20 protein-coding genes are annotated in these 22,940 nt (G+C 59.9%); 11 read left to right on the forward strand and 9 right to left on the reverse strand.

Annotated features, from left to right (window positions below):
- Nucleotides 1-16 precede the first annotated feature (16 nt).
- The 5 genes from FS804_RS14805 to FS804_RS14830 all read left to right on the forward strand — a co-directional run bounded on the left by FS804_RS14805 (nucleotide 17) and on the right by FS804_RS14830 (nucleotide 5,686).
- Entirely contained in the window at nucleotides 17-1,405 is a 1,389-nt protein-coding gene (locus tag FS804_RS14805; protein WP_144577314.1) for an aldehyde dehydrogenase family protein, read from the forward strand.
- Entirely contained in the window at nucleotides 1,402-2,547 is a 1,146-nt protein-coding gene (locus tag FS804_RS14810; RefSeq protein WP_063950610.1) for an iron-containing alcohol dehydrogenase, read from the forward strand. The genes FS804_RS14805 and FS804_RS14810 overlap by 4 nt, the downstream gene beginning before the upstream one ends.
- Before the next feature lie 379 nt (nucleotides 2,548-2,926).
- Complete coding sequence (locus FS804_RS14820) at nucleotides 2,927-3,643, forward strand: ParA family protein (RefSeq protein ID WP_144577318.1); 717 nt, start codon at nucleotides 2,927-2,929, stop codon at nucleotides 3,641-3,643.
- Nucleotides 3,644-3,810: 167 nt separating this feature from the next.
- The gene (locus FS804_RS14825) at nucleotides 3,811-4,434 is read left to right on the forward strand and encodes a TetR/AcrR family transcriptional regulator (RefSeq protein WP_246665896.1); all 624 of its coding nucleotides are present in this window, start codon (nucleotides 3,811-3,813) and stop codon (nucleotides 4,432-4,434) included.
- Nucleotides 4,435-4,480: 46 nt separating this feature from the next.
- Entirely contained in the window at nucleotides 4,481-5,686 is a 1,206-nt protein-coding gene (locus FS804_RS14830) for an MFS transporter (RefSeq protein ID WP_186376812.1), read from the forward strand.
- Between the two features lie 69 nt (nucleotides 5,687-5,755).
- On the opposite strand, the gene FS804_RS14835 is transcribed toward FS804_RS14830, so the two are convergent.
- A complete protein-coding gene (locus tag FS804_RS14835; RefSeq protein ID WP_144577323.1) occupies nucleotides 5,756-7,147 on the reverse strand; it encodes a L,D-transpeptidase in 1,392 nt (463 codons plus the stop codon).
- Nucleotides 7,148-7,302: 155 nt separating this feature from the next.
- On the opposite strand from FS804_RS14835, the gene FS804_RS14840 reads away from it, so the two are divergent.
- From FS804_RS14840 to FS804_RS14850, 3 genes are all read left to right on the forward strand, one after another.
- A complete protein-coding gene (locus FS804_RS14840; RefSeq protein WP_144577325.1) occupies nucleotides 7,303-8,136 on the forward strand; it encodes an aldose 1-epimerase family protein in 834 nt (277 codons plus the stop codon).
- A 97-nt stretch (nucleotides 8,137-8,233) separates the two neighbouring features.
- On the forward strand, nucleotides 8,234-8,572 hold the full coding sequence (locus FS804_RS14845) for a TIGR01244 family sulfur transferase (RefSeq protein ID WP_063950605.1): 339 nt from the start codon (nucleotides 8,234-8,236) through the stop codon (nucleotides 8,570-8,572).
- Between the two features lie 46 nt (nucleotides 8,573-8,618).
- Complete coding sequence (locus FS804_RS14850; protein WP_004442838.1) at nucleotides 8,619-8,960, forward strand: RidA family protein; 342 nt, start codon at nucleotides 8,619-8,621, stop codon at nucleotides 8,958-8,960.
- Nucleotides 8,961-9,225: 265 nt separating this feature from the next.
- Here the strand turns inward: FS804_RS14850 and FS804_RS14855 are convergent, their stop codons facing one another.
- The 4 genes from FS804_RS14855 to FS804_RS14870 all read right to left on the reverse strand — a co-directional run bounded on the left by FS804_RS14855 (nucleotide 9,226) and on the right by FS804_RS14870 (nucleotide 14,071).
- On the reverse strand, nucleotides 9,226-9,990 hold the full coding sequence (locus FS804_RS14855; protein WP_144577327.1) for a HugZ family protein: 765 nt from the start codon (nucleotides 9,988-9,990) through the stop codon (nucleotides 9,226-9,228).
- 80 nt (nucleotides 9,991-10,070) lie between these two features.
- Nucleotides 10,071-11,723 (reverse strand): thiamine pyrophosphate-binding protein, encoded by a 1,653-nt coding sequence (locus FS804_RS14860; RefSeq protein ID WP_144577328.1) that lies wholly within the window; start codon nucleotides 11,721-11,723, stop codon nucleotides 10,071-10,073.
- The gene (locus FS804_RS14865; RefSeq protein WP_144577330.1) at nucleotides 11,720-12,922 is read right to left on the reverse strand and encodes a CaiB/BaiF CoA-transferase family protein; all 1,203 of its coding nucleotides are present in this window, start codon (nucleotides 12,920-12,922) and stop codon (nucleotides 11,720-11,722) included. Before FS804_RS14865 ends, FS804_RS14860 begins: the two co-directional genes overlap by 4 nt.
- 168 nt (nucleotides 12,923-13,090) lie before the next feature.
- Complete coding sequence (locus FS804_RS14870) at nucleotides 13,091-14,071, reverse strand: alpha/beta fold hydrolase (protein WP_144577332.1); 981 nt, start codon at nucleotides 14,069-14,071, stop codon at nucleotides 13,091-13,093.
- A 147-nt stretch (nucleotides 14,072-14,218) separates the two neighbouring features.
- Here FS804_RS14870 and ettA point away from each other — a divergent pair, with 147 nt between their 5' ends.
- The 3 genes from ettA (at nucleotide 14,219) to metF (ending at nucleotide 17,933) form a co-directional block, all read left to right on the forward strand.
- The gene (gene ettA / locus FS804_RS14875; RefSeq protein ID WP_004442830.1) at nucleotides 14,219-15,868 is read left to right on the forward strand and encodes an energy-dependent translational throttle protein EttA; all 1,650 of its coding nucleotides are present in this window, start codon (nucleotides 14,219-14,221) and stop codon (nucleotides 15,866-15,868) included.
- Nucleotides 15,869-16,024: 156 nt separating this feature from the next.
- Nucleotides 16,025-17,038, forward strand: coding sequence for a metalloregulator ArsR/SmtB family transcription factor (locus FS804_RS14880; protein ID WP_063950600.1), 1,014 nt, complete (start codon nucleotides 16,025-16,027; stop codon nucleotides 17,036-17,038).
- A gap of 1 nt (nucleotide 17,039) precedes the next feature.
- The gene (gene metF, locus FS804_RS14885) at nucleotides 17,040-17,933 is read left to right on the forward strand and encodes a methylenetetrahydrofolate reductase [NAD(P)H] (protein WP_063950599.1); all 894 of its coding nucleotides are present in this window, start codon (nucleotides 17,040-17,042) and stop codon (nucleotides 17,931-17,933) included.
- A gap of 466 nt (nucleotides 17,934-18,399) precedes the next feature.
- On the opposite strand, the gene FS804_RS14890 is transcribed toward metF, so the two are convergent.
- The 4 genes from FS804_RS14890 to FS804_RS14905 form a co-directional block, all read right to left on the reverse strand.
- Nucleotides 18,400-19,626 carry a lytic murein transglycosylase gene (locus tag FS804_RS14890; protein WP_144577334.1) on the reverse strand — a complete coding sequence of 409 codons (1,227 nt, stop codon included), beginning with the start codon at nucleotides 19,624-19,626 and terminating at the stop codon, nucleotides 18,400-18,402.
- A gap of 122 nt (nucleotides 19,627-19,748) precedes the next feature.
- Nucleotides 19,749-20,528: a GH25 family lysozyme gene (locus FS804_RS14895; RefSeq protein WP_144577336.1), complete on the reverse strand. Its 780-nt coding sequence runs from the start codon at nucleotides 20,526-20,528 to the stop codon at nucleotides 19,749-19,751.
- Between the two features lie 230 nt (nucleotides 20,529-20,758).
- On the reverse strand, nucleotides 20,759-21,478 hold the full coding sequence (locus FS804_RS14900; RefSeq protein ID WP_186376813.1) for a class I SAM-dependent methyltransferase: 720 nt from the start codon (nucleotides 21,476-21,478) through the stop codon (nucleotides 20,759-20,761).
- The gene (locus FS804_RS14905; RefSeq protein WP_144577338.1) at nucleotides 21,475-22,725 is read right to left on the reverse strand and encodes a DUF3419 family protein; all 1,251 of its coding nucleotides are present in this window, start codon (nucleotides 22,723-22,725) and stop codon (nucleotides 21,475-21,477) included. The genes FS804_RS14900 and FS804_RS14905 overlap by 4 nt, the downstream gene beginning before the upstream one ends.
- Nucleotides 22,726-22,940 lie beyond the last annotated feature (215 nt).

Raw genomic sequence — 22,940 nt, forward strand, 5'->3', positions numbered from 1 at the left:
ACCGGAGTTACTTGGCATGACCATGATCCAGAATATCTCGCCCATCGACGGCTCGGTTTATGCCGAGCGGGAGGCGATGTCGCTGGAGGCGGCGCGCGCCGCCGTTTCGAAAGCGCGCAAGGCGCAGAAGGACTGGGCGCGACGTCCGCTTGAGGACCGTGTTCAGCTGGTTCTGAAGGGTGTCGCCCGCCTCAATGAAATGGTGGCGGAAGTGGTGCCGGAACTCGCCCACATGATGGGCCGTCCGGTGCGTTATGGCGGTGAGTTCAAGGGTTTCAACGAGCGCTCCAACTATGTCGCCTCCATTGCCGCCGATGCGTTGGCGCCGCTCGTCATCGAGGAAAGCGGCAATTTCGAACGCCGCATCGAGCGTGAGGCGCATGGCGTCGTCTTCGTTATCGCGCCGTGGAACTATCCTTACATGACGGCGATCAACACCGTCGCGCCCGCCTTGATGGCCGGCAACACAGTCGTCATCAAACATGCGGCGCAGACGCTGCTGGTGGGTGAGCGCATGGTGCGGGCTTTCGTCGAAGCCGGTGTGCCTGACGATGTCTTTATCAATGTCTTCCTCGACCACGGCACGACGTCGGCACTGATTTCCGAGGGCCTTTTCAACTTCGTCAACTTCACCGGTTCGGTGGAAGGCGGACGTGCCATCGAGCGCGCCGCGGCCGGCACCTTCACTGGCCTCGGGCTCGAACTCGGCGGCAAGGACCCCGGCTACGTGATGGAGGATGCCGATCTGGACGCCGCCGTCGATACGCTGATGGATGGTGCGACCTATAATTCGGGGCAATGCTGCTGCGGCATCGAGCGTATTTACGTCAACGAAAACCTCTATGACGCCTTCGTCGAGAAGTCCGTGGCGTGGGTTTCCAATTACAAGCTCGGCAATCCGCTGGAACAGGAGACCACGCTTGGGCCGATGGCCAACAAGCGTTTCGCAAAAGTCGTTCGCGCGCAGATTGCCGATGCCGTCGCGAAGGGGGCCAAAGCACTGGTCGATCCAAAGCTGTTTCCCGCCGATGATGGTGAGAGCGCCTATGTCGCGCCGCAAGTCCTCGTCAATGTCGATCATTCCATGGAATTCATGACCGAGGAGACCTTCGGCCCGGCTGTCGGCATCATGAAGGTGAAGAACGATGACGAAGCCATCGCGCTGATGAACGACAGCAAATACGGCCTGACCGCTTCGCTGTGGACGCAGGATGCCGCCCGCGCCGGGCGGATCGGCCGCGAAATCGAAACCGGCACCGTGTTCATGAACCGTGCGGATTATCTCGACCCCGCCCTTTGCTGGACCGGCGTGAAGGAGACGGGCCGGGGCGGCTCGCTTTCTGTCCTCGGTTTCCAGAACCTGACCCGTCCGAAATCCTACCATCTGAAGAAAGTCACGAAATGAATATCGTCGCCAACTGGAGTTATCCCACCGCCGTCAAGCTTGGCCGTGGCCGGATCAAGGAACTGGCGGAAGCCTGCAAGACGCTCGGCATCAAAAAGCCGCTTCTCGTTACGGATCGCGGCCTTGCCAATATGGCGATTACCGCGCATGCGCTCGATGTGCTGGAGGAGGCGGGTCTCGGCCGGGCGATCTTCGCCGAGGTCGATCCGAACCCCAACGAAATCAACATGGAAGCGGGTGTGAAGGTCTATCGCGATGGCGGCCATGATGGCGTCGTGGCATTTGGCGGCGGCTCGGGGCTCGATCTCGGCAAGACCATCGCCTTCATGGCCGGGCAAACGCGCCCGGTCTGGGATTTTGAAGATATAGGCGACTGGTGGACCCGCGCGGACGCTTCCAAGATCGCGCCCATCGTCGCGGTTCCGACGACGGCCGGCACCGGTTCGGAAGTCGGTCGCGCCAGCGTCATCACCAATTCGCAGACGCATGTGAAGAAGATCATCTTCCATCCGAAGCTTCTGCCCGGCGTCGTCATCTGCGATCCCGAACTGACGGTCGGCATGCCGAAGGTCATCACGGCCGGCACGGGCATGGACGCCTTTGCCCATTGCCTCGAAGCCTATTCGTCGCCGTTCTTCCACCCGATGAGCGCCGGCGTGGCGCTGGAGGGCTTGCGGCTCGTCAAGGAATTCCTGCCGCGCGCGTATAAGGACGGCACGGATATTGAAGCGCGCACCAACATGATGGCGGCAGCGGCCATGGGGGCGGTTGCCTTCCAGAAGGGGCTTGGCGCCATCCACTCGCTCTCGCATCCGATCGGCGCTGTCTACAACACCCATCACGGCATGACCAATGCCGTCGTCATGCCGGCGGTGCTGCGCTTCAACCGTCCGGCGATCGAGGACAAGATTGCCCGCGCCGCCGCCTATCTTGGCATTTCCGGCGGTTTCGACGGCTTTTATGACTATGTGCTGAAGCTTCGCAAGGAACTCGGCGTGCCGGAGAATCTCACCGCCATGGGGATCAAACCGGATCGCATCGACGAGCTGGCGGCGGAAGCGATCAAAGACCCCAGCTGCGGTGGCAATCCAGTGCCGATGACGCTGGAAAATACCAAGGCGCTTTTTGAGGCTTGCTTTTAAAGGGCATCTTTTTATTCGTGAGGCTGGTTTGAGATCGAGGGCGTGCTGCTTGTTTCTTCTCCCCGGCGGGGAGAAGTCCGCGGCAGCGAGATGAGGGGCGAGGCCAGCGAATGACCGCGATCAAGCCCCCTCATCCGACCCTTCGGGCCACCTTCTCCCCGGCGGGGAGAAGAAACCAGCGGCAACGTCGCGCCGGAACGAGCCAGGATACGATATCCAGCCCACGAACCCCGCGATGAGCCCATCGCCGGCGTTTCTCATAGCACTTCGTCCCGGCGTTAGCGTTTTATTAACCCTGTTCGTTAAGATTGTAGAAAGCACCATGAAGTGCGTCGGTGCGAGAATGAGCATGAAACGGCTCTGACGAACAGGGGGTATCATGTCAGTCATCACTTTCGCCAATACCAAGGGCGGCGCGGGGAAAACCACGGCCGTGCTGCTTCTGGCAACCGAATTGGCCCGTAGCGGCCATCGCGTGACGGTTCTGGATGCCGATCCGCAATTATGGATCTCCCGCTGGCACGAACTATCGGGCGAGATCGAAAATCTCTCGGTGATTTCGCATGTGACGATGGCTTCGCTTGAGGGGCACATTCGCGAGAACCGGGCCAACACCGACTGCTTCATCATCGATCTTCCGGGCGCAAAGACGCCGCTTCTGACCATGGCGCTCGGAATTTCCGATCATGTTCTGATCCCGGTTCAGGGCTCAGCCATGGATGCGCGCGGTGCTGCCGAAGTTCTCGATCACATCGAATTCCTGAACCGCAAGATGGGCAAGGAGATCGCCCACTCCATCGTGCTAACGCGGGTCAATGCCATGGTCGCGACGCGTTCGCTGCTGCTCGTGAAGATGCTGCTTTCGGAAAAGAACGTGTCGATGCTGAACACGGCGATTGTCGAGCGGGCGGCTTATCGCGATATTTTCGACCATGGCGGAACGCTTCTCTGTCTGGATGGCAAGAAGGTCAGCAATATCGACAAGGCGGTCGAAAACGCGGCGGCTTTTGCCGAGGAAGTCATCAACCTCCTGCCGAAAAGACTTCCGAGGCGCGTTGCTCATCTGGCGCGTTTGGTGACACGCAGGGCCGCCTGATCCATCATTTCTATCCCAGCTGGTTGCAGGCAAATTGCGACTTGGGATGAAATTGGCTTCCCACACAATTCGTAGCAGGGGCGCCGTTACGAGGCGCTTCCTAAAGGCTCTTCGTGGGACGAAAATTTTCGCTTGATTTGGAAACGATCGTTTCCTATATTCCGCTCATGAGCAATTTGAGCCACTCCAATTCCCCGGAACAACGCCATCGCGGCCGCCCGCGCGAGTTCGATCTCGATCGCGCGCTGGATGGTGCGATCAAGGTGTTCTCGCGGCGCGGTTACCACGCAACTTCGGTCGGTGATCTCACCGATGCGATGGAACTGGCGCAGGGCAGTCTCTACAAGGCTTTCAAGGATAAGAAAGCCATCTTCATCGCGACGATGGAGCGCTACACGATCATCCAGACCCAGCGCTTCGAGGCGGCGGTGGCCGGTTTCGAAACCGGCTATGAGCGCCTTAAGGCGGGCCTGATGTTTTATGCCGAACGTTCTCACGGCGGGGTCGGCTCGGATGGATGTCTCGTGGTTGGTGCCGCCGCCGACTTGGCTGCGCTGGATGAAGACATTGCCGTCGTGGTCGAGCGGGCAGTGAAGATGAGGGAGCGGATTGTCGCCCGGATTATCGCGGAAGGGCAGAAGGATGGTTCCGTGGCCTCGAAAGCCGATCCCGATGATCTTGCTCGGGCGATGCTGTGCATGATGTACGGCATGCGCGTGGTTGGAAAAACCGGGCGTAGCCTCAAAGACATGGTGGCAGTGGTGGATCTCGCCATGAAGCTTGCCGATTAATTTAGTGACTATTTAGGAAACGATTGTTTCCATATTGGAGAAAATGATGACAACGCGTGTGATTAATGGGGATGATGTCCAGACGACATCGATTTCCCCGGCCTTGACCTTCCTGCTTGCAACAGCCTGCGGATTGATCGCGGCCAATCTCTATTATGGCCAGCCGCTTGCCGGCATTATCGGCGCGGAGCTTGGCCTGTCTGCCGGCGCGACCGGGCTGATCGTGACGCTGACGCAGATCGGCTACGGTGTCGGCCTCCTGTTCGTCGTGCCGCTCGGTGACCTCATCGAAAACCGCAAGCTTGTGGTCAGTTCCGTCTCCATGGCCGTGCTATCGCTCGTTGCTGCAGCGTTTGCCCCGCACGCCGCGCCGTTTTTGATTGCCGCATTTCTTGTCGGTGTCAGTTCGGTGGCGGTACAGGTCATCGTCCCCTATGCCGCACACATGGCGCCGCACGCCGTTCGCGGGCGCGTCGTCGGTAACGTCATGAGCGGCCTGATGGCCGGCATCATGCTGGCGCGGCCGGTTTCCAGCCTCTTGTCGGAAGTCGTTTCCTGGCGTGGGGTCTTCCTCACCTCTGCCGCCGTCATGGCCCTTCTCGCTGTCGTCCTCTTCCGGCTGCTGCCGGTTCGTGTGCCCGAAGCGAGACTGGGATATGGCGCCCTGATGGCATCCATGGGCCGGCTGGCGCTCCACACGCCGCTCCTGCGCCGGCGGGCGATCTACCATGCCTTCATGTTTGCGGCCTTCAGCCTGTTCTGGACGACCACGCCCCTTTATCTGAGCGGTCCGCATTTCAATCTGAGTCAGGGTGAGATCGCGCTGTTTGCCTTGGCGGGTGCTGCGGGCACCGTGGCCGCTCCGATCGCCGGGCGGATGGCGGATCGTGGCTGGACGCGGGCAGCCACGCTGTTTGCACTGCTGGCAGTCGCGCTTTCTTTCGCCATCACGCATCTGGCTCCGGAAGGTTCACATCTGGCGCTTGGCATTCTGGTCGTCGCAGCCATCGTTCTGGACTTCGGCGTCACCACCAACCTGGTCCTCGGCCAGCGGGCGATCTTCACGCTCGGAGCGGAATTCCGCAGCCGCCTGAACGGCATCTATATGGCGACGTTCTTCATGGGTGGGGCGATTGGCTCGGCAGTGGGAGGATGGGCCTATGCCGCTGGCGGATGGCAAGCCGCGTCATGGCTGGGGTTTGCGCTCCCGGTTGCAGCGCTGCTCTATTTCCTGACGGAAAAGCACGAATGAGATGCCACACATACAAGAAAGCCCGGCGGACCAAACCGCCGGGCTTTTTTCGTTTTCGTGTCGTCAATCCTATTCCGCGAATTCAACGACCACGCCGGGGCGGACCATCTTTGCCAATTCGGTCGCATCCCAGTTCGTCAGGCGGATACAGCCGTGGCTGTTGGTCTTGCCGATCTTGGAAGGTTCCGGCGTGCCGTGAATGCCGTATGTGGGTTTCGACAGGGCAATCCACACCGTACCGACCGGCCCGTTTGGACCCGGCGGAATCTGCAGGATCTTGTCATTCTGACCCTGCTTGAAGTTGATTTTCGGATTGTAGGTATAGCCGGGATTGAGCGCGATGCGCTCCACCGTATGCGTGCCGCTCGGTGAGGGCGTATCCGTCGAACCGATCGTGGCGGGATAGGCGGCGATAAGATTGCCATCCTGGCCATAGGCAAAGACCTGCTTGATACCCTTATGAGCGACGATGCGGGCGACCTGACCCTTCTTCGGCTCGCCGGGGTTCACGACCTTGATGATGGTGCCGGGCACGGAGAAATCGATCCCGGGGTTCAATTCCTTCAGGTAGTTCTCATCCATGTGGAACCGTTCCGCCAGGGCTTCCGTCGTTGACGTGAAGGAGAGGGCAGGCAGTTGCGATTTTTCGGCATAGTCGTCCGGAATTGAAGCGACGTAGGGACCGGCCGCATCGGCCGCCGTGATCGTGTAGTCCACGATCGGCATGCCGCCGGAAGCACGCAGCCGCTCGAGAATGTCGTCGGAATTGTTCGGGTCCAGCTTTTCGCCGGTCATGTCCTGCCAGGCGGCAATTGCCTTGTTGACGTTGTCGCCCATTTTGCCGTCGATCACACCGGGGGAAATACCCTCGCGGTCGAGGAAGGTCTGGAGTGCAACGATTTCCTGGCGCGACCGGTTGACGGGTGTCGTAACCGGCGTGTGCCGCTCGATCAGATGCTCCGGCTGCGGGACGGCGGCCGTAGTGCTTTCGCCCGGCACAGGCTGACCCAGGGGGCCGCTCTCGACGGCGCCCGGCGCGGGAACGGAGCCGGTGTAGAAACTTTCGTCGGAGCCGTCGCCGCGATATTCGCGATAGTCGCGTACGCTGCCATTGTCCTGATAGCCGTAGTCACGCTGTGGCTCGCGATACTGGCCGCCTGGGGCAGGGGGGTAATAGGTTGTGTCGCGCTGCTGCCTTGCCTGCTGGCGCTGCTGCGGGTAACCGGATGGCATTTCCGTGGCGAGCAGGTTGCCATACTGGTCGTAAAACACGGTGCGGCCCATCGCATCCCGGCTGATGACGATATCGCTGCGTTCAGGCATGAAATCGAGAACCCGCCCATCCGGCGTCACAAGCATGGATTGCTCGCCATAACGCTGCTGCGCGCCAGCCTGTAGCGGGGCGAAAACTGACGCCAGTGCGACCGTCAGACCCAGAGCGGCGTTAAGAAAATGTTTCACGATTCTGCTATCCCTTGCTTCGTCACCGATAAACACACGCTAATCTTGACCCTATTGTGAAAAAGGTGAATTCGCGGTTAATGCAATCTTAATTTTCCTCACAGTTAGTAGCGTTTCCGTGATTTCTGCGTTTTTACTGCCACAGGGAGGCTGTCTTGCATTCTTTTCAGGCGGGCAAATCGCCGCGCATTTTCCTTGATGAAACCTCCGTCTTCGATATCGGGTCGTGCATCGTCGATGGCATCGACATCGCTCCCGGTCGCGCCATTCCCGATGATGGCGATCCGCGGATCGACCATTCGCTGGAAGGCTTCCTCTTTACCTGCGGTCCTGATCATATCCGCCATCCCGTGGTGATCGATGACGGTGGCGATGGGCGCCGATATCCGTTGCATGGCTCCTTTTCCGCGCATCCGGCAAAGATCATCACCTTCGACACTCACGAAACCAATGCGCTGGCGCGTGTAGAGGTTCCCGTAAAGCTGGCGGATGGTGGGACTGCGCTTCTTAATCGCACCTGGCGCATCGATGGTGAAAGCGGTGAAATCAGCCTCGACGACCGCATCGTCAACACATCGGAGCGGCCGATGCCGGTCTTCCTGATGTATCATATGAATGTCGGTGCGCGGCTGTTCGACGACGCCGTGCGGCTTGAAGGCGCGATGTTCGAGAATGGCGGCCATGGCTGGCGGTTTGGCGAAGAGCCGGGCAGCGTTTTCTGCGTTTCTGCCGGCAATGATGAATGGGCGGAACTGAAGCTCGGGCCGATTGCGGCCATCGGCGGCAAGACGTTGAGCGTCCGGTTCCGGACGGAGACACTGCCCTACCTCCAGATGTGGCGCAATCAGAAAGCACCCGCCAATGTGCTGGGTATCGAGCCCGTATCCCACCGTTGGGTGGAGCGCAGGGAGCTTGAGGCGGCCGGCGAGTTCAACATCCTCCAGCCGGGCGAAAGCCGCTCCTTCGGCCTGCGCTTTTCCATTCTTTGAGCCGTACCGAATGGAGATCGCCCGTCATTGACGCCGCGGTTTTGACCGCTTACATCGGATGCGGATTTCAAGGGTGACGGCCAGCGGAGGCACGAAGATGGATATCAGGCGCATAGACGACGAGTATTCGGTAACCGGACAGATCAGCGTCGCCGATCTCGACCAGATCAAGGCACTTGGCTTCAGGTCGATCGTGTGCCACCGCCCTGACGGCGAGGAAGAGGGGCAGCCGCTTTTCGCTGATATAGCAGAGCGCGCCGAGCAGCTTGGGCTGACGATCATGCATGTCCCGGTCGGTCGCTACGGTGTCGACGCCGATGCCGTTGCCGGCATGGTGGATGCGCTGGATGAATTGCAGCGCCCGATGCTCGGTTATTGCCGGTCTGGCGCGCGCTCCACCGCGATCTATGAAAAGACCCACCACCTGCGCGGCTGATCTTTCGAGCAGCTTCATTTCCAATACCAATCAACAGGAGTTTTTCATGACCATCAAGCGTATCGAGCCAGGCAAGCGCATGAGCGGCGCCGTCGTTCACGGCAACACCGTTTATCTGGCCGGCCAGGTTGGCGAAGGCACGAGCGTGACGGAACAGAGCAAGTCGGCTCTTGCTGAAGTTGACCGTCTGCTGGCGGCTGCCGGTTCCGACAAGTCGAAGATCCTGCAGACCATCATCTACCTTTCCGACATGTCCACCTTCGGCGAGATGAACGCTGTGTGGGAAGGCTGGATCGACCCGGCAAACCCGCCGGCCCGCGCCACCAGCGAAGCAGCGCTTGCTACGCCGGACTACAAGGTTGAGTTCATCGTGACGGCGGCTCTCTGAGCCACGGTTTGATTGATGGGAAAGGCCGGGTCGCGGAAGCGGCCCGGCTTTTTTATGGGATGGGGTCAAGAACTCTCCCCGTCATTCCGGGCTTGACCCGGCATCCAGCCTCGGCGCGTCTGTGTCGTGAAAAGAGTCTTTTGCGATCAAGGACTTGATCGCGCTGGCCCCCGGATCTAGCCCGAGGTGACGGCGCGGCGTGGCGACATGGCCACAAAATGCCAAGTAGAAGCAATTTTCATGTTTTTTGAATCGCTTACGTCCGTCACCTCACCGGAGAAGCAAGCGCCTTCTCAAACTGTTTCAACGTCTCAACCCGCTCCGCAAACCATAGCCGCGCCAGATCATTTGCCGAAGCGAGATCGATACCATCAGGGTCGATTGAGGTGATCGTCCAGCGCCCGGCTTTGGCGCCTGCGAGAACGGCAAGCCGGCCCGCTTCGCCCTTGATGGCGTTGAGGCGGGCCGCTTCGTTTTCCGCCGTCGCCATCAGTTCTTCTGCGCCTGACAGATCGGTGCGCAGATCGGCCGGGGTGATGTTGCTGGCGTTGCGGGCCGGTCCGCCATTAATCTGCACGCCTTGCGTCCGCAGCCGGTAAAGCCTGGTGTCGGGAAGGGAGAGATAGAGTTTGGCCTTGGGGTATCGGGCAATGTAGCGCGCGATGGCGAGCGGCACGTCATCCGGGCTAATCTGTTCCGCCCTGCCAACAAGTGTCAGTCGCGGCAGCGTCAGCGCATCGCCCTTGCCGAAGGGGGCGAGCGTGAGCGAGATACGCGGATCGCTTTCCATGTTGCGAGCATGCAGCGTCAGCCCGGCCGCAAAGAAGAACGGCGTGCCGTCAGGCTCAATGCCGATATTGGTAGCGGTCGTATAGGGATAGCCGCTGACGGGATCGAGCGTGGCGAGTGCTGCCGTGCGGGATGTGTGCAGCACATCGCGGGCAACGCGCACGGCCTCGAAAGGTGCGCCGGCCGAGGGCTCGATCTTTGCGCCGCGTGGGGTGATGACGGGAGGGGCAACATCCGGCATGTTGTTTCCTAAGCTGTAAGTTTTACTCAGGATTTACACCATGCCGGAGCCATGTCCATCATCAATATCGGTGGGCAATATCAGGCCCGGGTTCTGATCTGTGTCAGCGTGCGCGTCGGCGTGATCGCTTCCGCATCCAGCTTCACCTCGATGATGGCAGGTTTTCCGCTGGCTCGCGCGCGCTTGAAGGCGGCGGCGAAGTCTTCGGTCTTTTCCACCGTTTCGCCGTGCCCGCCATAGGCTTTGGCGAAGGCTGCGAAATCGGGATTGACGAGATCGGTGCCGCTGACACGGCCGGGATATTCCCGCTCCTGATGCATGCGGATCGTGCCGTAGGTGCCGTTATTGACCAGCACGGTGATGATCGGCAGATCGTAGCGTACGGCAGTGATGAATTCCTGACCGTGCATCATGAAGCAGCCGTCGCCGGCAAAGCAGATGACCTCGCGCTCCGGGAACAGATGCTTGGCGGCAACCGCCGCCGGCAGGCCATAACCCATCGAGCCTGATGTCGGTGCGGACTGTGTGTTGAAACGGCGGAAACGATGGAAGCGGTGCACCCAGGTGGCGTAGTTTCCAGCGCCATTGGTGAAGATGGCATCTTCAGGCACATTCGTCTCGATCCAGTCCATGATTGGACCCATCTGCACGGCGCCGGGTCCCGTCTGGGGCGGCGTCGACCAGTTGAGATAGGCCTCATGCATTATTGCCGTGCGGGACGCCCACGCGTCGTTATGCGGCAGATCGACGGAGGCCAGCGCGGCAACGAAGTCATCCGGCGAAGCGCAGATGGCGAGATCTGGCCGGTAGACGCGCCCGAGTTCTTCGGCTTCCGGATAGATGTGGACCAGTTTCTGCGACGGGTAAGGGATGTCGAGCAGCGTATATCCTGACGACGGCATCTCGGAGAGGCGGCCGCCGAGGAGGACCACCAGATCGGCGTCCTTGATCTCCTTCGAAAGCGCAGGGTTGATGCCGATGCCGACGTCACCGGCATAGGAGGGGCTTAGATGATCGAACAGCATCTGGCGGCGGAACGAGCAGCCGACGGGCAGCTTGTATTTTTCGGCAAATGCCTTGAAGTCTGCGACGCTTTCCTCGGACCAGCGTGTGCCGCCGATGATGAAGACCGGGCGTTTCGCCTCAGCAAGCATTTCAGCAAAGGTTGCGATCTGGGACGGGCCAGGATGGGCCTCGACCGGAGTATAGGGCTTTGCCTCTGGCGCTTCGACCTCTTCAACCAGCATGTCTTCAGGCAGGGTCAGCACAACCGGGCCGGGCCGACCGGAGGTGGCGACGGCAAAGGCCCGGGTGACGAATTCGGGAATGCGGCGGGCGTCATCGATTTCGCCCACCCATTTGGCAAATTCGGTGAAGGCGCGGCGATATTCCACTTCCTGAAAGGCCTCGCGCTCGCGAGCCTCGCGCTGCACCTGGCCGATGAAGAGGATCATCGGAATGGAATCCTGGCGGGCAATGTGCAGACCCGCAGAGGCGTTCGTCGCGCCCGGCCCGCGGGTGACCATGCAGATGCCGGGTTCGCCCGTCAGCCGGCCCCAGCTATCGGCCATCATGGCAGCGCCGCCTTCCTGACGGCAGACCAGTGTTTCAATGCCGCTCTCATAGAGGGCGTCGAGGACCGCGAGATAGCTCTCGCCCGGCACGCAGGAGACGCGGCTGACGCCATTGGCCTTCAACGCTTCGACAATCAATTGTCCGCCGGTTCTCTTCATGGCGCGGTGTTCCTTTCAATCGTTTCCAGTTCGGCCAGCACCTGCGCCTGATGTTCCCCGAGCTTCGGGCTCGGGCGTTCGTAACGCAGCGGTGTTTGCGACATTATAATCGGTGTGCGGACGCCGGGGATGACTGTGCCGTCTTCGCTCGCAAGATTGACGCGCAGGGCGCGGGCCTTGATCTGCGGATCGGCGAACATTTCCTCGATCGAGTTGATCGGTCCCGCAGGCACGGCATTCTTTTCGCAGGCGGTGAGAAGATCGCGCTTCTGCCATTTCAGCGTTTCGGTGGAAACGATCCTGCGCACCTCGGTCTTGTGGGCGACGCGGGCCCTGTTGGTCGCATATCGCTCGTCATCGGCAATGGCGTCGATGCCGAGAATCCCGCAGAGACGGCGGAACTGGCCGTCATTGCCGACGGCGAGGATGAGAAAGCCATCTGCCGTCGGCACCACCTCATAGGGCGAAATATTGGGGTGGGCGTTGCCAAGCCGCACCGGCGGCTTGCCGGAAACGAGATAGTTCATGTTCTGGTTGGCAAGAACGGCCGATTGCACATCCAGAAGCGCCATGTCGATATGCTGACCCTCGCCGGATCGCATGGCATGGATCAATGCCGCCTGAATGGCCGTGACGGAATAGATGCCGGTGAAGATATCCGCGACCGCGACGCCCGCCTTCATTGGCTGGCCGTCCGCTTCGCCTGTGATCGACATGAAGCCGGACATGCCCTGCACGATGTAATCGTATCCGGCGAGATCGGCATAGGGCCCTGTCTGGCCGAAGCCGGTGATGGAACAATAGATGAGCTTGGGGTTGAGAACCCTCAGGCTCTCGTAATCGAGGCCATATTTCGCAAGGCCGCCGCGCTTGAAATTTTCGATGACCACATCGGCAGTACGTACCAGCCGGCGCACCAGTTCGCAGCCATCGGGGGTCTTCAGGTCGGCGACGACCGAGCGCTTTCCGCGATTGGTGGCGTGGTAGTAGGCGGCGGAAAGGTTCTCGCCATCATCGCTTTCCACGAAGGGCGGCCCCCAGGCGCGGGTGTCATCGCCACCCTCGGGGTTTTCAACCTTGATGACATCGGCACCCATATCGGCCAGCATCTGCCCCGCCCAGGGGCCGGCCAGAACACGCGCCAGTTCTATGACGCGAATGCCTGCGAGCGGCGCTTTCCTGTTCGGCATATCGGTCATCTGTCCCCCGGTATTTGTGTCTGTCGGTTTATAGACCGCTGCTTGCCGCGTCGCATGTGATTTTATCTCATGGACTTATTCCGTTTTGGAACGGCACTAAACTGGGGCTGACACGGCAGCTTCGACATTCGTTGTGTTTTGAGAGTCCCCTAATTCCGTCATTCCGGCTCAAGGCCGAAATGACGGGGAGGGCGTTTTACTGCCACCCACCACCCGGTCGCACCAGGCAGCGAAATCCGCAGCCGGGGCCTGCCAGCCGATTTCGTTCAGTGTCTCGTGCCGCATGCCCTTGTAGATGGTGTGTTCGACATGGCTGAAGCCCGCCTGGCGGAAACGTTCGGCCAGCCAGACGATCTCCCTGCCATCATTGGTGGCAGCATCCTGATCGCCGCTGACCAGCAAGAGCGGCAGCTTTTTCGGCAGGCGCTCGATGAGTTTTGGCGCGCGATAGGAGAGTTCGAAGACATCCTGCCAAAGGGAAACGCTTGCCTCGAACTGGCAGAGCGGGTCTTCCACGTAAGCGTCCACCGCAGCCTTGTCATGGCTCAGCCAGTCGGCATGGGTGCGCTTTTCTGGCATTTTTGCATTCCAGGCGCGGAAGGTGGCTTTGGGCAGGATCGCGCTCGGCACATCGGAGCCTTTCAGCATTTTCTCAAGCCGCAATACCACTTGTGCTAAACGACCCATAAAGCCGGGATTGAGATTGGAATTCCAGATCGACAGCCCATCGAAGGCATCGGGATGGCTGACAGCGGTGTTCAGCGCCACAAGCCCGCCCATCGACTGGCCGAACAGGATGACGGGCAGGCCGGGATGTCTTTCTGCCGCCATGCGCCGCATCGCCATGACATCGGCCACCACCTTTTCCACGCCATCCTTCCAGGCGAAGCGGCCGAGAGGCGCATCCGCCGCTCTCGTTCGGCCGTGGCCGCGATGGTCATGGGCATAGACCTCGAAACCCTGCTTCGCGAGGGTATCGGCAAACCGGCGATAACGCCCGGCATGTTCCACGAGACCATGGCAGATCATCAGAACGCCACGGGCGGGGGCAAGGGCGGAGGGCTGATGGCGGAAGGCGATGGATGCGCCGGAGGGGGCTTCCAGCCTCTCAATCCGGCTGAAAGCGAAGTTATCCGTCGTCTCATTCATTGTCACACCCATCGCGTGCTCACACAGCTTCTCATAATCATGGGGTCATAATCGTGCCAGAGGTTGCCCCAAGGTCCTATTTACCCTACATAGCGGCAAATTTCCCGATACGTACTCTTAAAAATCCGATGTGGAGCATTCGCTACAATGGCACGTCAATTCATCTATCACATGGCTGGGCTGAACAAGTCCTATGGCGCGAAGAAGGTTCTGGAGAACGTTCATCTCTCCTTCTACCCTGATGCCAAGATCGGTATCCTCGGCCCGAACGGCGCCGGTAAATCGACCGTTCTCAAGATCATGGCCGGCCTCGACAAGGAATATACCGGTGAAGCCTGGCTCGCCGAAGGTGCGACGCTCGGCTATCTCGAGCAGGAGCCGAAGCTCGACGAAAACAAGACCGTCATGCAGAACGTCATGGAAGGCGTGGCGAGCAAGACGGCGATCGTCGACCGCTATAACGAATTGATGATGAACTATTCCGACGAAACGGCGGAAGAGGGCGCAAAGCTTCAGGACATCATCGACAGCCAGAACCTCTGGGACCTCGAAAATCAGGTCGAAATGGCCATGGACGCCCTGCGTTGCCCGCCCGGCGATTCGCCCGTGACCGGCCTTTCCGGTGGTGAGCGCCGTCGTGTGGCCCTGTGCCGCCTGCTGCTGTCGCAGCCGGACCTGCTGCTGCTCGACGAACCGACCAACCATCTGGATGCTGAAACCATCGCCTGGCTGGAAAAGCACCTGCGCGACTATCCCGGCGCCGTGATGATGATCACCCACGACCGCTACTTCCTCGACAACGTTACGGGCTGGATTCTCGAACTCGACCGCGGCCGCGGCATTCCTTACGAGGGCAATTACTCCGCTTATCTGCAGGCGAAAGCCAAGCGCATGCAGCAGGAAGCCCGTGAAGATGCCTCGCGTCAGAAGGCCATCAGCCGTGAACAGGAATGGATCGCCTCCAGTCCGAAGGCCCGCCAGACGAAATCCAAGGCCCGTATCAAGGCCTATGACGAGCTGGTGGAAGCAGCGGAAAATCGTCGTCCCGGCGATGCGCAGATCGTTATCCCGGTTGCTGAGCGTCTCGGGCGTGTGGTCATCGAGGCCGAGAACCTCACCAAATCCTATGGCGACCGCGTGCTGATCGAGAACCTGTCCTTCAAGCTGCCGCCCGGCGGTATTGTCGGCGTCATCGGCCCGAACGGTGCCGGTAAGACGACGCTGTTCAAAATGATCACCGGCCAGGAAAAGCCCGATAGCGGTTCCGTGACTGTCGGTGACACGGTTCAGCTCGGTTACGTCGACCAGAGCCGCGATGCGCTGGCGGGTGACAAGACCGTTTGGGAAGAAATCTCCGGCGGCAACGACATCATCAAGCTCGGCAAGTTCGAAGTGAACTCGCGCGCCTATTGCGGCGCCTTCAACTTCAAGGGCGGCGATCAGCAGCAGAAGGTCGGCAACCTCTCGGGTGGTCAGCGCAACCGCGTTCACCTCGCCAAGATGCTGAAGGCCGGCGGCAACGTGCTCCTGCTCGACGAACCGACCAACGACCTCGATACCGAAACGCTGGCAGCGCTTGAAGAAGCGCTGGAAGCCTTCGCAGGCTGCGCCGTGATCATCAGCCACGACCGCATGTTCCTCGACCGTCTGGCGACGCACATCCTCGCCTTCGAGGGTGACAGCCATGTGGAATGGTTCGAGGGCAACTTCGAAGACTACGAAAAGGACAAGGTCCGCCGCCTCGGCCCGGAGAGCATCAAGCCGGGCCGCGTCAGCTACAAGCGTCTGACGCGCTGATCCTTTTCAAAAGATCCAGGAAGGCCCGCCGCAAAGCGGGCCTTTTTCCTTTCATGAACAGACTTGGTGACGAAGACCGCACTTAGTGCTTGCATCAGACGCAACATCGACATAAAGATATCTTTATATCTTGATTAGAGTGTGAGGCATCGCAGAGTGGCGTTCGGTCTGGACAAATTGGTGGATCTGTTGAAGGCGGCGGGCGAAACGACGCGCTTCCGCCTGCTGGCGCTTCTGGCGGCTGGCGACTTGACCGTCACGGACCTGACCGAAATTCTTGGCCAGTCGCAGCCGCGCATTTCCCGTCACCTGAAGCTTCTCACGGAAGAGGGGCTGATCGAGCGGTATCAGGAAGGTGCCTGGGCGTATTTCCGCTTGCGGCAGGATGGCGAGCCTGCAAGTGTCGTCCGCCAGCTGCTTGCGGCGGCGTCCCCTTCAGATGCGGTTCTGCAGCGTGACAGCGAGCGGCTTGCCGCCGTCAAACGGGTGCGGGCGGAGCGGGCGCAGGACTATTTCAGCCGAAACGCGTCGGCCTGGGACGAGTTGCGTCGCCTGCATGTCAGCGACGAGGCCGTGGAAGGCGCGCTTCTGAAACTGGTGGGCACCACCCCGGTTGATTCCCTCCTTGATCTCGGTACCGGTACGGGCCGTATCCTGCAGCTGCTGAGCGGCATCTATCGCCGTGCGATCGGTGTGGATGCCAGCCGCGACATGCTGTCGGTGGCGCGCGCCAATCTTGACAAGGCGGGCGTCGTCAACGCTTCCGTGCGCCACGGTGATATTCTGAACCTGCCGCTGGAAGGACAGGATTTCGATTTGATCGTCATCCATCAGGTACTGCATTTCCTCGACCAGCCGGAAATCGCTCTGTCTGAGGCCGCGCGCATGCTGCGCCCCGGCGGGCGACTGATCGTCATCGATCTTGCGCCGCATTCCTTCGAATATCTGCGTGATGAGCACGCGCATGTGCGGCTCGGTTTCTCACACCCGCTGATGGAAGAGTGGATGAAGAAGGCCGGGCTGTCTCTGGAGCGCGCCGTCGATCTTCATTCTGAAAAGGCGTCGGACGAAGCTCTGGACGTTACGATCTGGGTTGCCCGCGACCAGCGGCTGCTGATGGCAGACGATGTGGCGCAAGAGGCGGTTTTACTTCGCTCCGGGAGGGCATGACATGTTGAGATCGGAAAACACGCGCCACAATGGCAATATCCGACTGTCTTTCGAGTTTTTCCCGCCGAAGAACGCCGAGATGGAAACCCAGCTTTGGGAGACGGTCGACGAGCTGAAGAAGTGGAACCCGGATTTCGTCTCCGTCACCTACGGGGCTGGCGGTTCCACCAAGGCGCCGACGCTGGACGCAGTGCGCCGCATGATCGGCGACAGCCATCTGCCGACGGCCGCGCATCTGACCTGCGTCGATGCCAGCCGCGACGAAGTGCATCAGGTCGTCGAGGAGTTTCGCAACGCCGGCGTGCGTCATTTCGTGGCGCTGCGTGGTGATCCCTCGACCGGCATCGGCACGGCCTATCAGCCGCATCCGCAAGGCTACGAGAACGCTGCCGCGCTGGTCAGGGGCCTCAAGGACCTCGGCGACTTCGAAATTTCCGTCTCCGCCTATCCGGAAAAGCACCCGGAAAGCGAAAGTGACGCCGTCGATATCGATATGCTGAAGCGGAAGGCTGATAACGGTGCGACACGGGCGCTGACGCAGTTCTTCTTCGATAATGACGTCTTCGAGCGTTATCTGGAGCGCGTGACGGCGGCAGGCATCACCATTCCTGTTGTGCCCGGCATCATGCCGATCCAGAATCTGACGCAGCTCAAGCGTTTCGCAGGTCGCTGCGGTACCAGCATCCCCGCCTTTCTGGATGAGCGTTTCGAAGGTTACGACGAGGATATCGACGGCCGTGCCCGTGTCGCGGCAGAGGTTGCCGCCGAGCAGATCGCCGACCTTCAGCGGCGCGGCGTCAGCGAGTTTCACCTCTACACCATGAACCGCGCGCCACTGGTCAACGCTGTGCTGGAAAATCTGGGGCTGGAGCGTCTGCGCCGTAGCGCGGCCTGATGTGACGCCCGACGGTAGCCGAATACAAAAAAGCGCAGGTCCCAAGGGATCTGCGCTTTTTAAATTCGTGTCATCTACGGTTCTTTACTGCGTTTGGTCTTCACGTTTCGTCAGATGAAAAGCATCATCGCCACGAACAAAAACGCCAAACCGACTGCCAAGGCATTGAGAGATTTTGTAAGTCCCATGGGTGCCTCCTCTTGTTGACAGGTTCGATAATATGACCGTTTTGTGGCGGTTGAAAAGCGCTTTCTGTGATGCGCTGCAGCACGGTTTGCCACGCCGTGAAAAAGCGTTTTCGGTAATTTATTGAAAATAAACGATTATTAATCAATCACGCAGTGCTTCAGAGGTTTAAAAAAAGTAAATGACCGGGGTGTTATCCCCAGTCATCCAGTCGAGATTAGCGATTTCCGCCTTGATTCCGGCCGACAGATTAAAGGCCGGAGGGCGCCATTAATACTTGTTAAAGCGCCTGCAGAAGCGCTGCCGTTGGCCAGCCGTCCGCCGGCATGCCCAGGCGCTGCTGCTCCTTCTGGATCGCGACGCGGGTGCCGGAACCGAGAATGCCATCCACCTTGCCGACATTGTGGCCACGGGCTTCGAGCTTGGTCTGAAGCTGCTTCATGGTGGCGTCATCGAAGCCGGGATCGGGGTTGCCCTTGTCATAGACCGGGCCGCCCATCAGGCGGGTGGCGAAATAGGCGGCCGAGGTCGTGTAGATGAACGACTGGTTCCATTCCAGATAGATGTTGAAGTTCGGATAGGTCAGGAAGGTCGGTCCCTTGCGGCCCTGCGGCATGATGAGGGCGGCGGGGAGGGATGCGAAGGTCTTGTTGCCATCGCGTGGGGTGACACCTAGCGCAAACCATTCGCCAGCGGTCAGCGGGCCGCCGAGGCCGGATTTTTCCCAGGGCAGGTTTTCCGGCAGGGAAACTTCCTGAATCCAGGGTTCGCCCTTCTTGAAACCGAGATGCTGGATGAATTTCGCTGCGGTCAGGATGGCGTCGGGCGCACTGCTCTTGACGTTGATATGACCGTCGCCATCACCATCGACACCGAAAGCGATGATGTCCTTTGGCAGCATCTGGACCTGGCCGATTTCACCGGCCCATGCGCCCGTATTGGTGGCGGGATCGAGATCACCATGCTGAACCATTTCGATCAGCGCCAGCAGTTGCGGACGGAAGAGCTCCGGGCGGCGGCAATCATGCGACAGGGTTACCAGCGCGTTGCGGGTGTTGAAATCGCCCTGAACGGCGCCAAAGTCGGTCTCCATGGCCCAGAAGGCGGCAATGACGCCAGCGGGCACGCCAAACTCATTTTCGGCGCGGGCGAAGGTGGAGGAGAGCTCCTGCAGTTTCTTGCGGCCAATATCAAGGCGCGCCTGACTGACGGTGCGCTGTGAGAATTCGAGGAAGGTCTGGCGGAAAACACCCTGTGCGCGGTCACGCGAGAGCACCTTCTGGTCGATCTGCGCGCCAGCCAACGCCTTCTGGATGGCGTCTGCCGGAATGCCCTTGGCCAGCGCGTCGGCCTTGACGCCTTCAAGGAAGGTGCCGAGATCACCACCACAGGCGACCTGCTTGGGATCGTCAGGCGAGGCAACCGGTGGCGTGGCGAGGGCTGCACTGGAAGACAAAAGAGACAGAGCGGCGGCAAAAATGATGCTGCGCGACCGGAACGTGGGCATGGGAATTTCCTCGATAGGTTGTTAGCCCGCTTTACCCATATGTTTGCGACAAAAAAACGGATCGGGCGATCTGACGTGGTTGAACAACGCCGAATTTTAGAAAGTGTTGCTTCTTGGCCGTTCTATTTGGCCGAAGCGATCCATTTCCGCCAGTTTTTCTCGCTTCCGGCAAAGACGTTGATGTCGGTGGGACCGTTCACCCCGGGCACGACGCCGGTGGCGGTGTATTGCCAGAAAGCCCATTTGCGGTCTTCGTAAATCTTGGCCGGATGGGCTGCGACGGAACGCACCCAAAAATGGTAGTCATTGAACTGGCCGACGAGATTGTCGCGGTGGAAATCAACAGAGGTATAGATGATCGGGCGTTTGCCGTAATGCGCCTCGATGCGGTCGAGGAAGCGCTTCATCTCGGCGCGGACGATGGCAGGGGCAGGGCGCGTCTTGCAGGTGGGCGAGGAGGGGTTCCATTCCACATCCAGAACCGGCGGCAATGTAACCGCGTCCTTCGGCACGTTTCTGATGAACCAGTCGGCCTGAGCGTCAGCGGTCGAGCAGAAATAATAGAAATGGTAAGGCGCGTGCAGGATATTGGCGGCTGCCGCACTGCGCCAATGGTCGCCGAATTTCGGATCGATGCGATCCGATCCTTCGGTCGCCTTGATGAAGACGAAGGAAACGCCTGATTTGCGAACGGTTTGCCAGTCGACATCGCCATTCCACTTGGAGACGTCGATGCCGTGGACCTCATGCCGGTGCGGATTGTTGACACCGAAATCCTGCGGATCGGTATCGGAGAACTTCGGCTTGGAAACGGATGCGGTTTCCAGCAGGTCATAGCTGGTGGAGGTGCAGCCGCCGATCAGCAGCAAAGCAGTGAGTAACGCTGATAAACGCAGCCGCATTGGAACCCTGAGGAATATGTTGCCCACCCGGCTGCGAAACGACGCGCCGTATCTCCCGATTTACCCATAACATGGTAAACAAAGTGATATGGCAAGGGCTGACGTGCTTTTTGCGCTGCGCAAGTCGCTGAATTCGTAGCGATTTGCTCTATCGACGCGTGATTGGGTGCGGACACGGCCCGAAAACGCTGATGTCTCGGACGAGGGAGCGTCTATTCGGCGCTCGTTAATCAGGCATCCGCCAACAGGCGCTGGATTTTCGGATGCTCGACATCGGCGACCGGAAGCGTGATGACGGCCCGCCAGGCATAACCCCTGGCGATTTCTTCGAATTCGAAATCGCCATCGAAACGGCCAGCCATATTGGCCAGAACGTAACGAAGATTGGCGCGGGGCGTAACGTGAAAGCGCGTGAGCCACGCTTGCAGTAGGCTGCGGAACCACGTCGGCAACTGCTCCTGCTGGCCGAAATCGACGATATGCAGCGAACCGCCGGGCTTCAGAGCCTTGAGCGCCTGTTCGATCGCTTTTTCCCAGTCCGGTATCATAGACAGCGCATAGGGTATCATGACCCGGTCGAAACCGTCGGCCTGGCCGAATTCCGATGCGCGAAAGGCGGTGGCGTCGGCGACACGCAGAATGGGGCGTTCGGCCTTGCCGGCAAAATTCTCGGACGCGGTCAGCAGCATTTCTGCGGATATATCGAGGCCGAAGAGCTTGGCGTGGGGAAATCGGCGGCTTGCCAGCAGGAGGTTTCGACCGGTGCCGCAGCCGATTTCCAGCAGCGTGCCGCCCTTCGGTACATCGAGGCCGGATATGGTCCGGTCACGGCCGAGAAGGTAATATTTGCGGGTTATATCGTAGATGTGCCGCTGGTGGCGATACATGCGGTCCATCAGGCTCGCATGGGCGCTGTCTGCAAGGCTCACATTCTCGCCAATGGTCTTCATGCCATAGCCCTCTGGTAAATATGGAAGCCGCCATAAATGGCCGAGCGGTCCATAGCATTGAGCTCGTTGGAGCGCTCCTCGAGATAGGCCCACTGGTTGCTGATGTCAGGTGAAAGCCGGCCTTCGATGACACTCGTTTCGGCCGCCGTACGGAAGATGACACGCGCGCCTGGTGCGGCGGTGCGGCTGATCTGTGACCACAACTCGTTGAGTTGCACGTCCGTCATCCAGTCCTGTGCGTCGAGCAGGATATAGCGGTCGACGGCGTTTGCGGGCTTGCGTGAGAGAAGCTCGGTATAGGTTGCGTGATGGACGGTGACGCGGACGGTGTTCTTACGGATCGTCTCGTAATATTCCGGTTTGAGATAGGCGGGCAGGGCGCCCTCATGCGGCTCGGGATAACGGCGCGCGAAGGCCTGCCAGGCGAAATAATTGTCGCTGAGCGGGAAGTTGCAGGCAAGCTTTGCCAGACGCTCCTTGAGGACGGACGCAACCGTGCCGTCGCTGGAAAGGCTGGCCAGCTCGTCATATTGGCGCGGCGGAATGCCGAGGCCGAAAAGCGAGCTTTTGCGCTTCGTCAGCCAGCGCACCACCGGCTTGTCAAACAGCGGCGCGACCTTGCTGTCAAAAAACTGGCGCTGTTCATCGAGCGTGCGGGTCTTGGCCATTTCTGTAAGCTTCACGCCATGCAGCCGGGCCATGAGGTGGCCCGCGCCAATGAAGCGGCCCAGCAGGCCGGTGCGATAGATGTTCCGGTCGAACACCGAAATGCGCCGGCGGCCGGATAGGGTGCGCTTCGACCAGTAGGCCCTGGTTGTGGCATCGAGATGCTCGGCTATGAAACGGTCATAACCGACGCTGTTGCTGCGGTGATTGGCGCGGCCGAAGTGGCGCACAACGTCCTGGTGCGCCGGTAGATGGCGGAAGGCGGCAAGCTTCAGCTTGTTCAGCGCGATGTGGTGCGGATTGAGGTCTACCACATCGATGCTGGCGGGGTTGCGCGACAGATAGGCGAGCATGTTACAGCCGCCGGAGCCGATGGTGACGATGCGGTGGCCGTCGCCAAGCTCCATCGCTTCCATATCGATCTCAGGGTCTTCCCAGATCTGCGGATAAACGAGGCCCGAAAAGAGGAGGCCGAAGAAGCGCTCCGACAGGCCGCTTTTGGAGAGTGCCTTGTGCTGGAGCAATGCGGACTTCAGTTTGGTATTCTTACTGAAGCCGGTCTTGGGTGCCGCACTCGTCATCTAATCACCTCTCAGTCGATTGAGAGGCGTCTACAGCCGTGACGCTACAATTTGATGACAAGGGCTGTGGGTGAAATCAGGGCACCGAAAAGACGATGTGGTCCATCGGCGTCGACGCAGTGGGCGGGACCCCGTTACTCACGACGTCTTCCTCGAGCTCGACCCGAGGATCCATAATGCACTGCAATCATAAATTCTCGGGTCAAGCCCGAGAA

The organism is Agrobacterium sp. DE0009 (assembly GCF_007680755.1).
Taxonomy (GTDB): domain Bacteria; phylum Pseudomonadota; class Alphaproteobacteria; order Rhizobiales; family Rhizobiaceae; genus Agrobacterium; species Agrobacterium tumefaciens_B.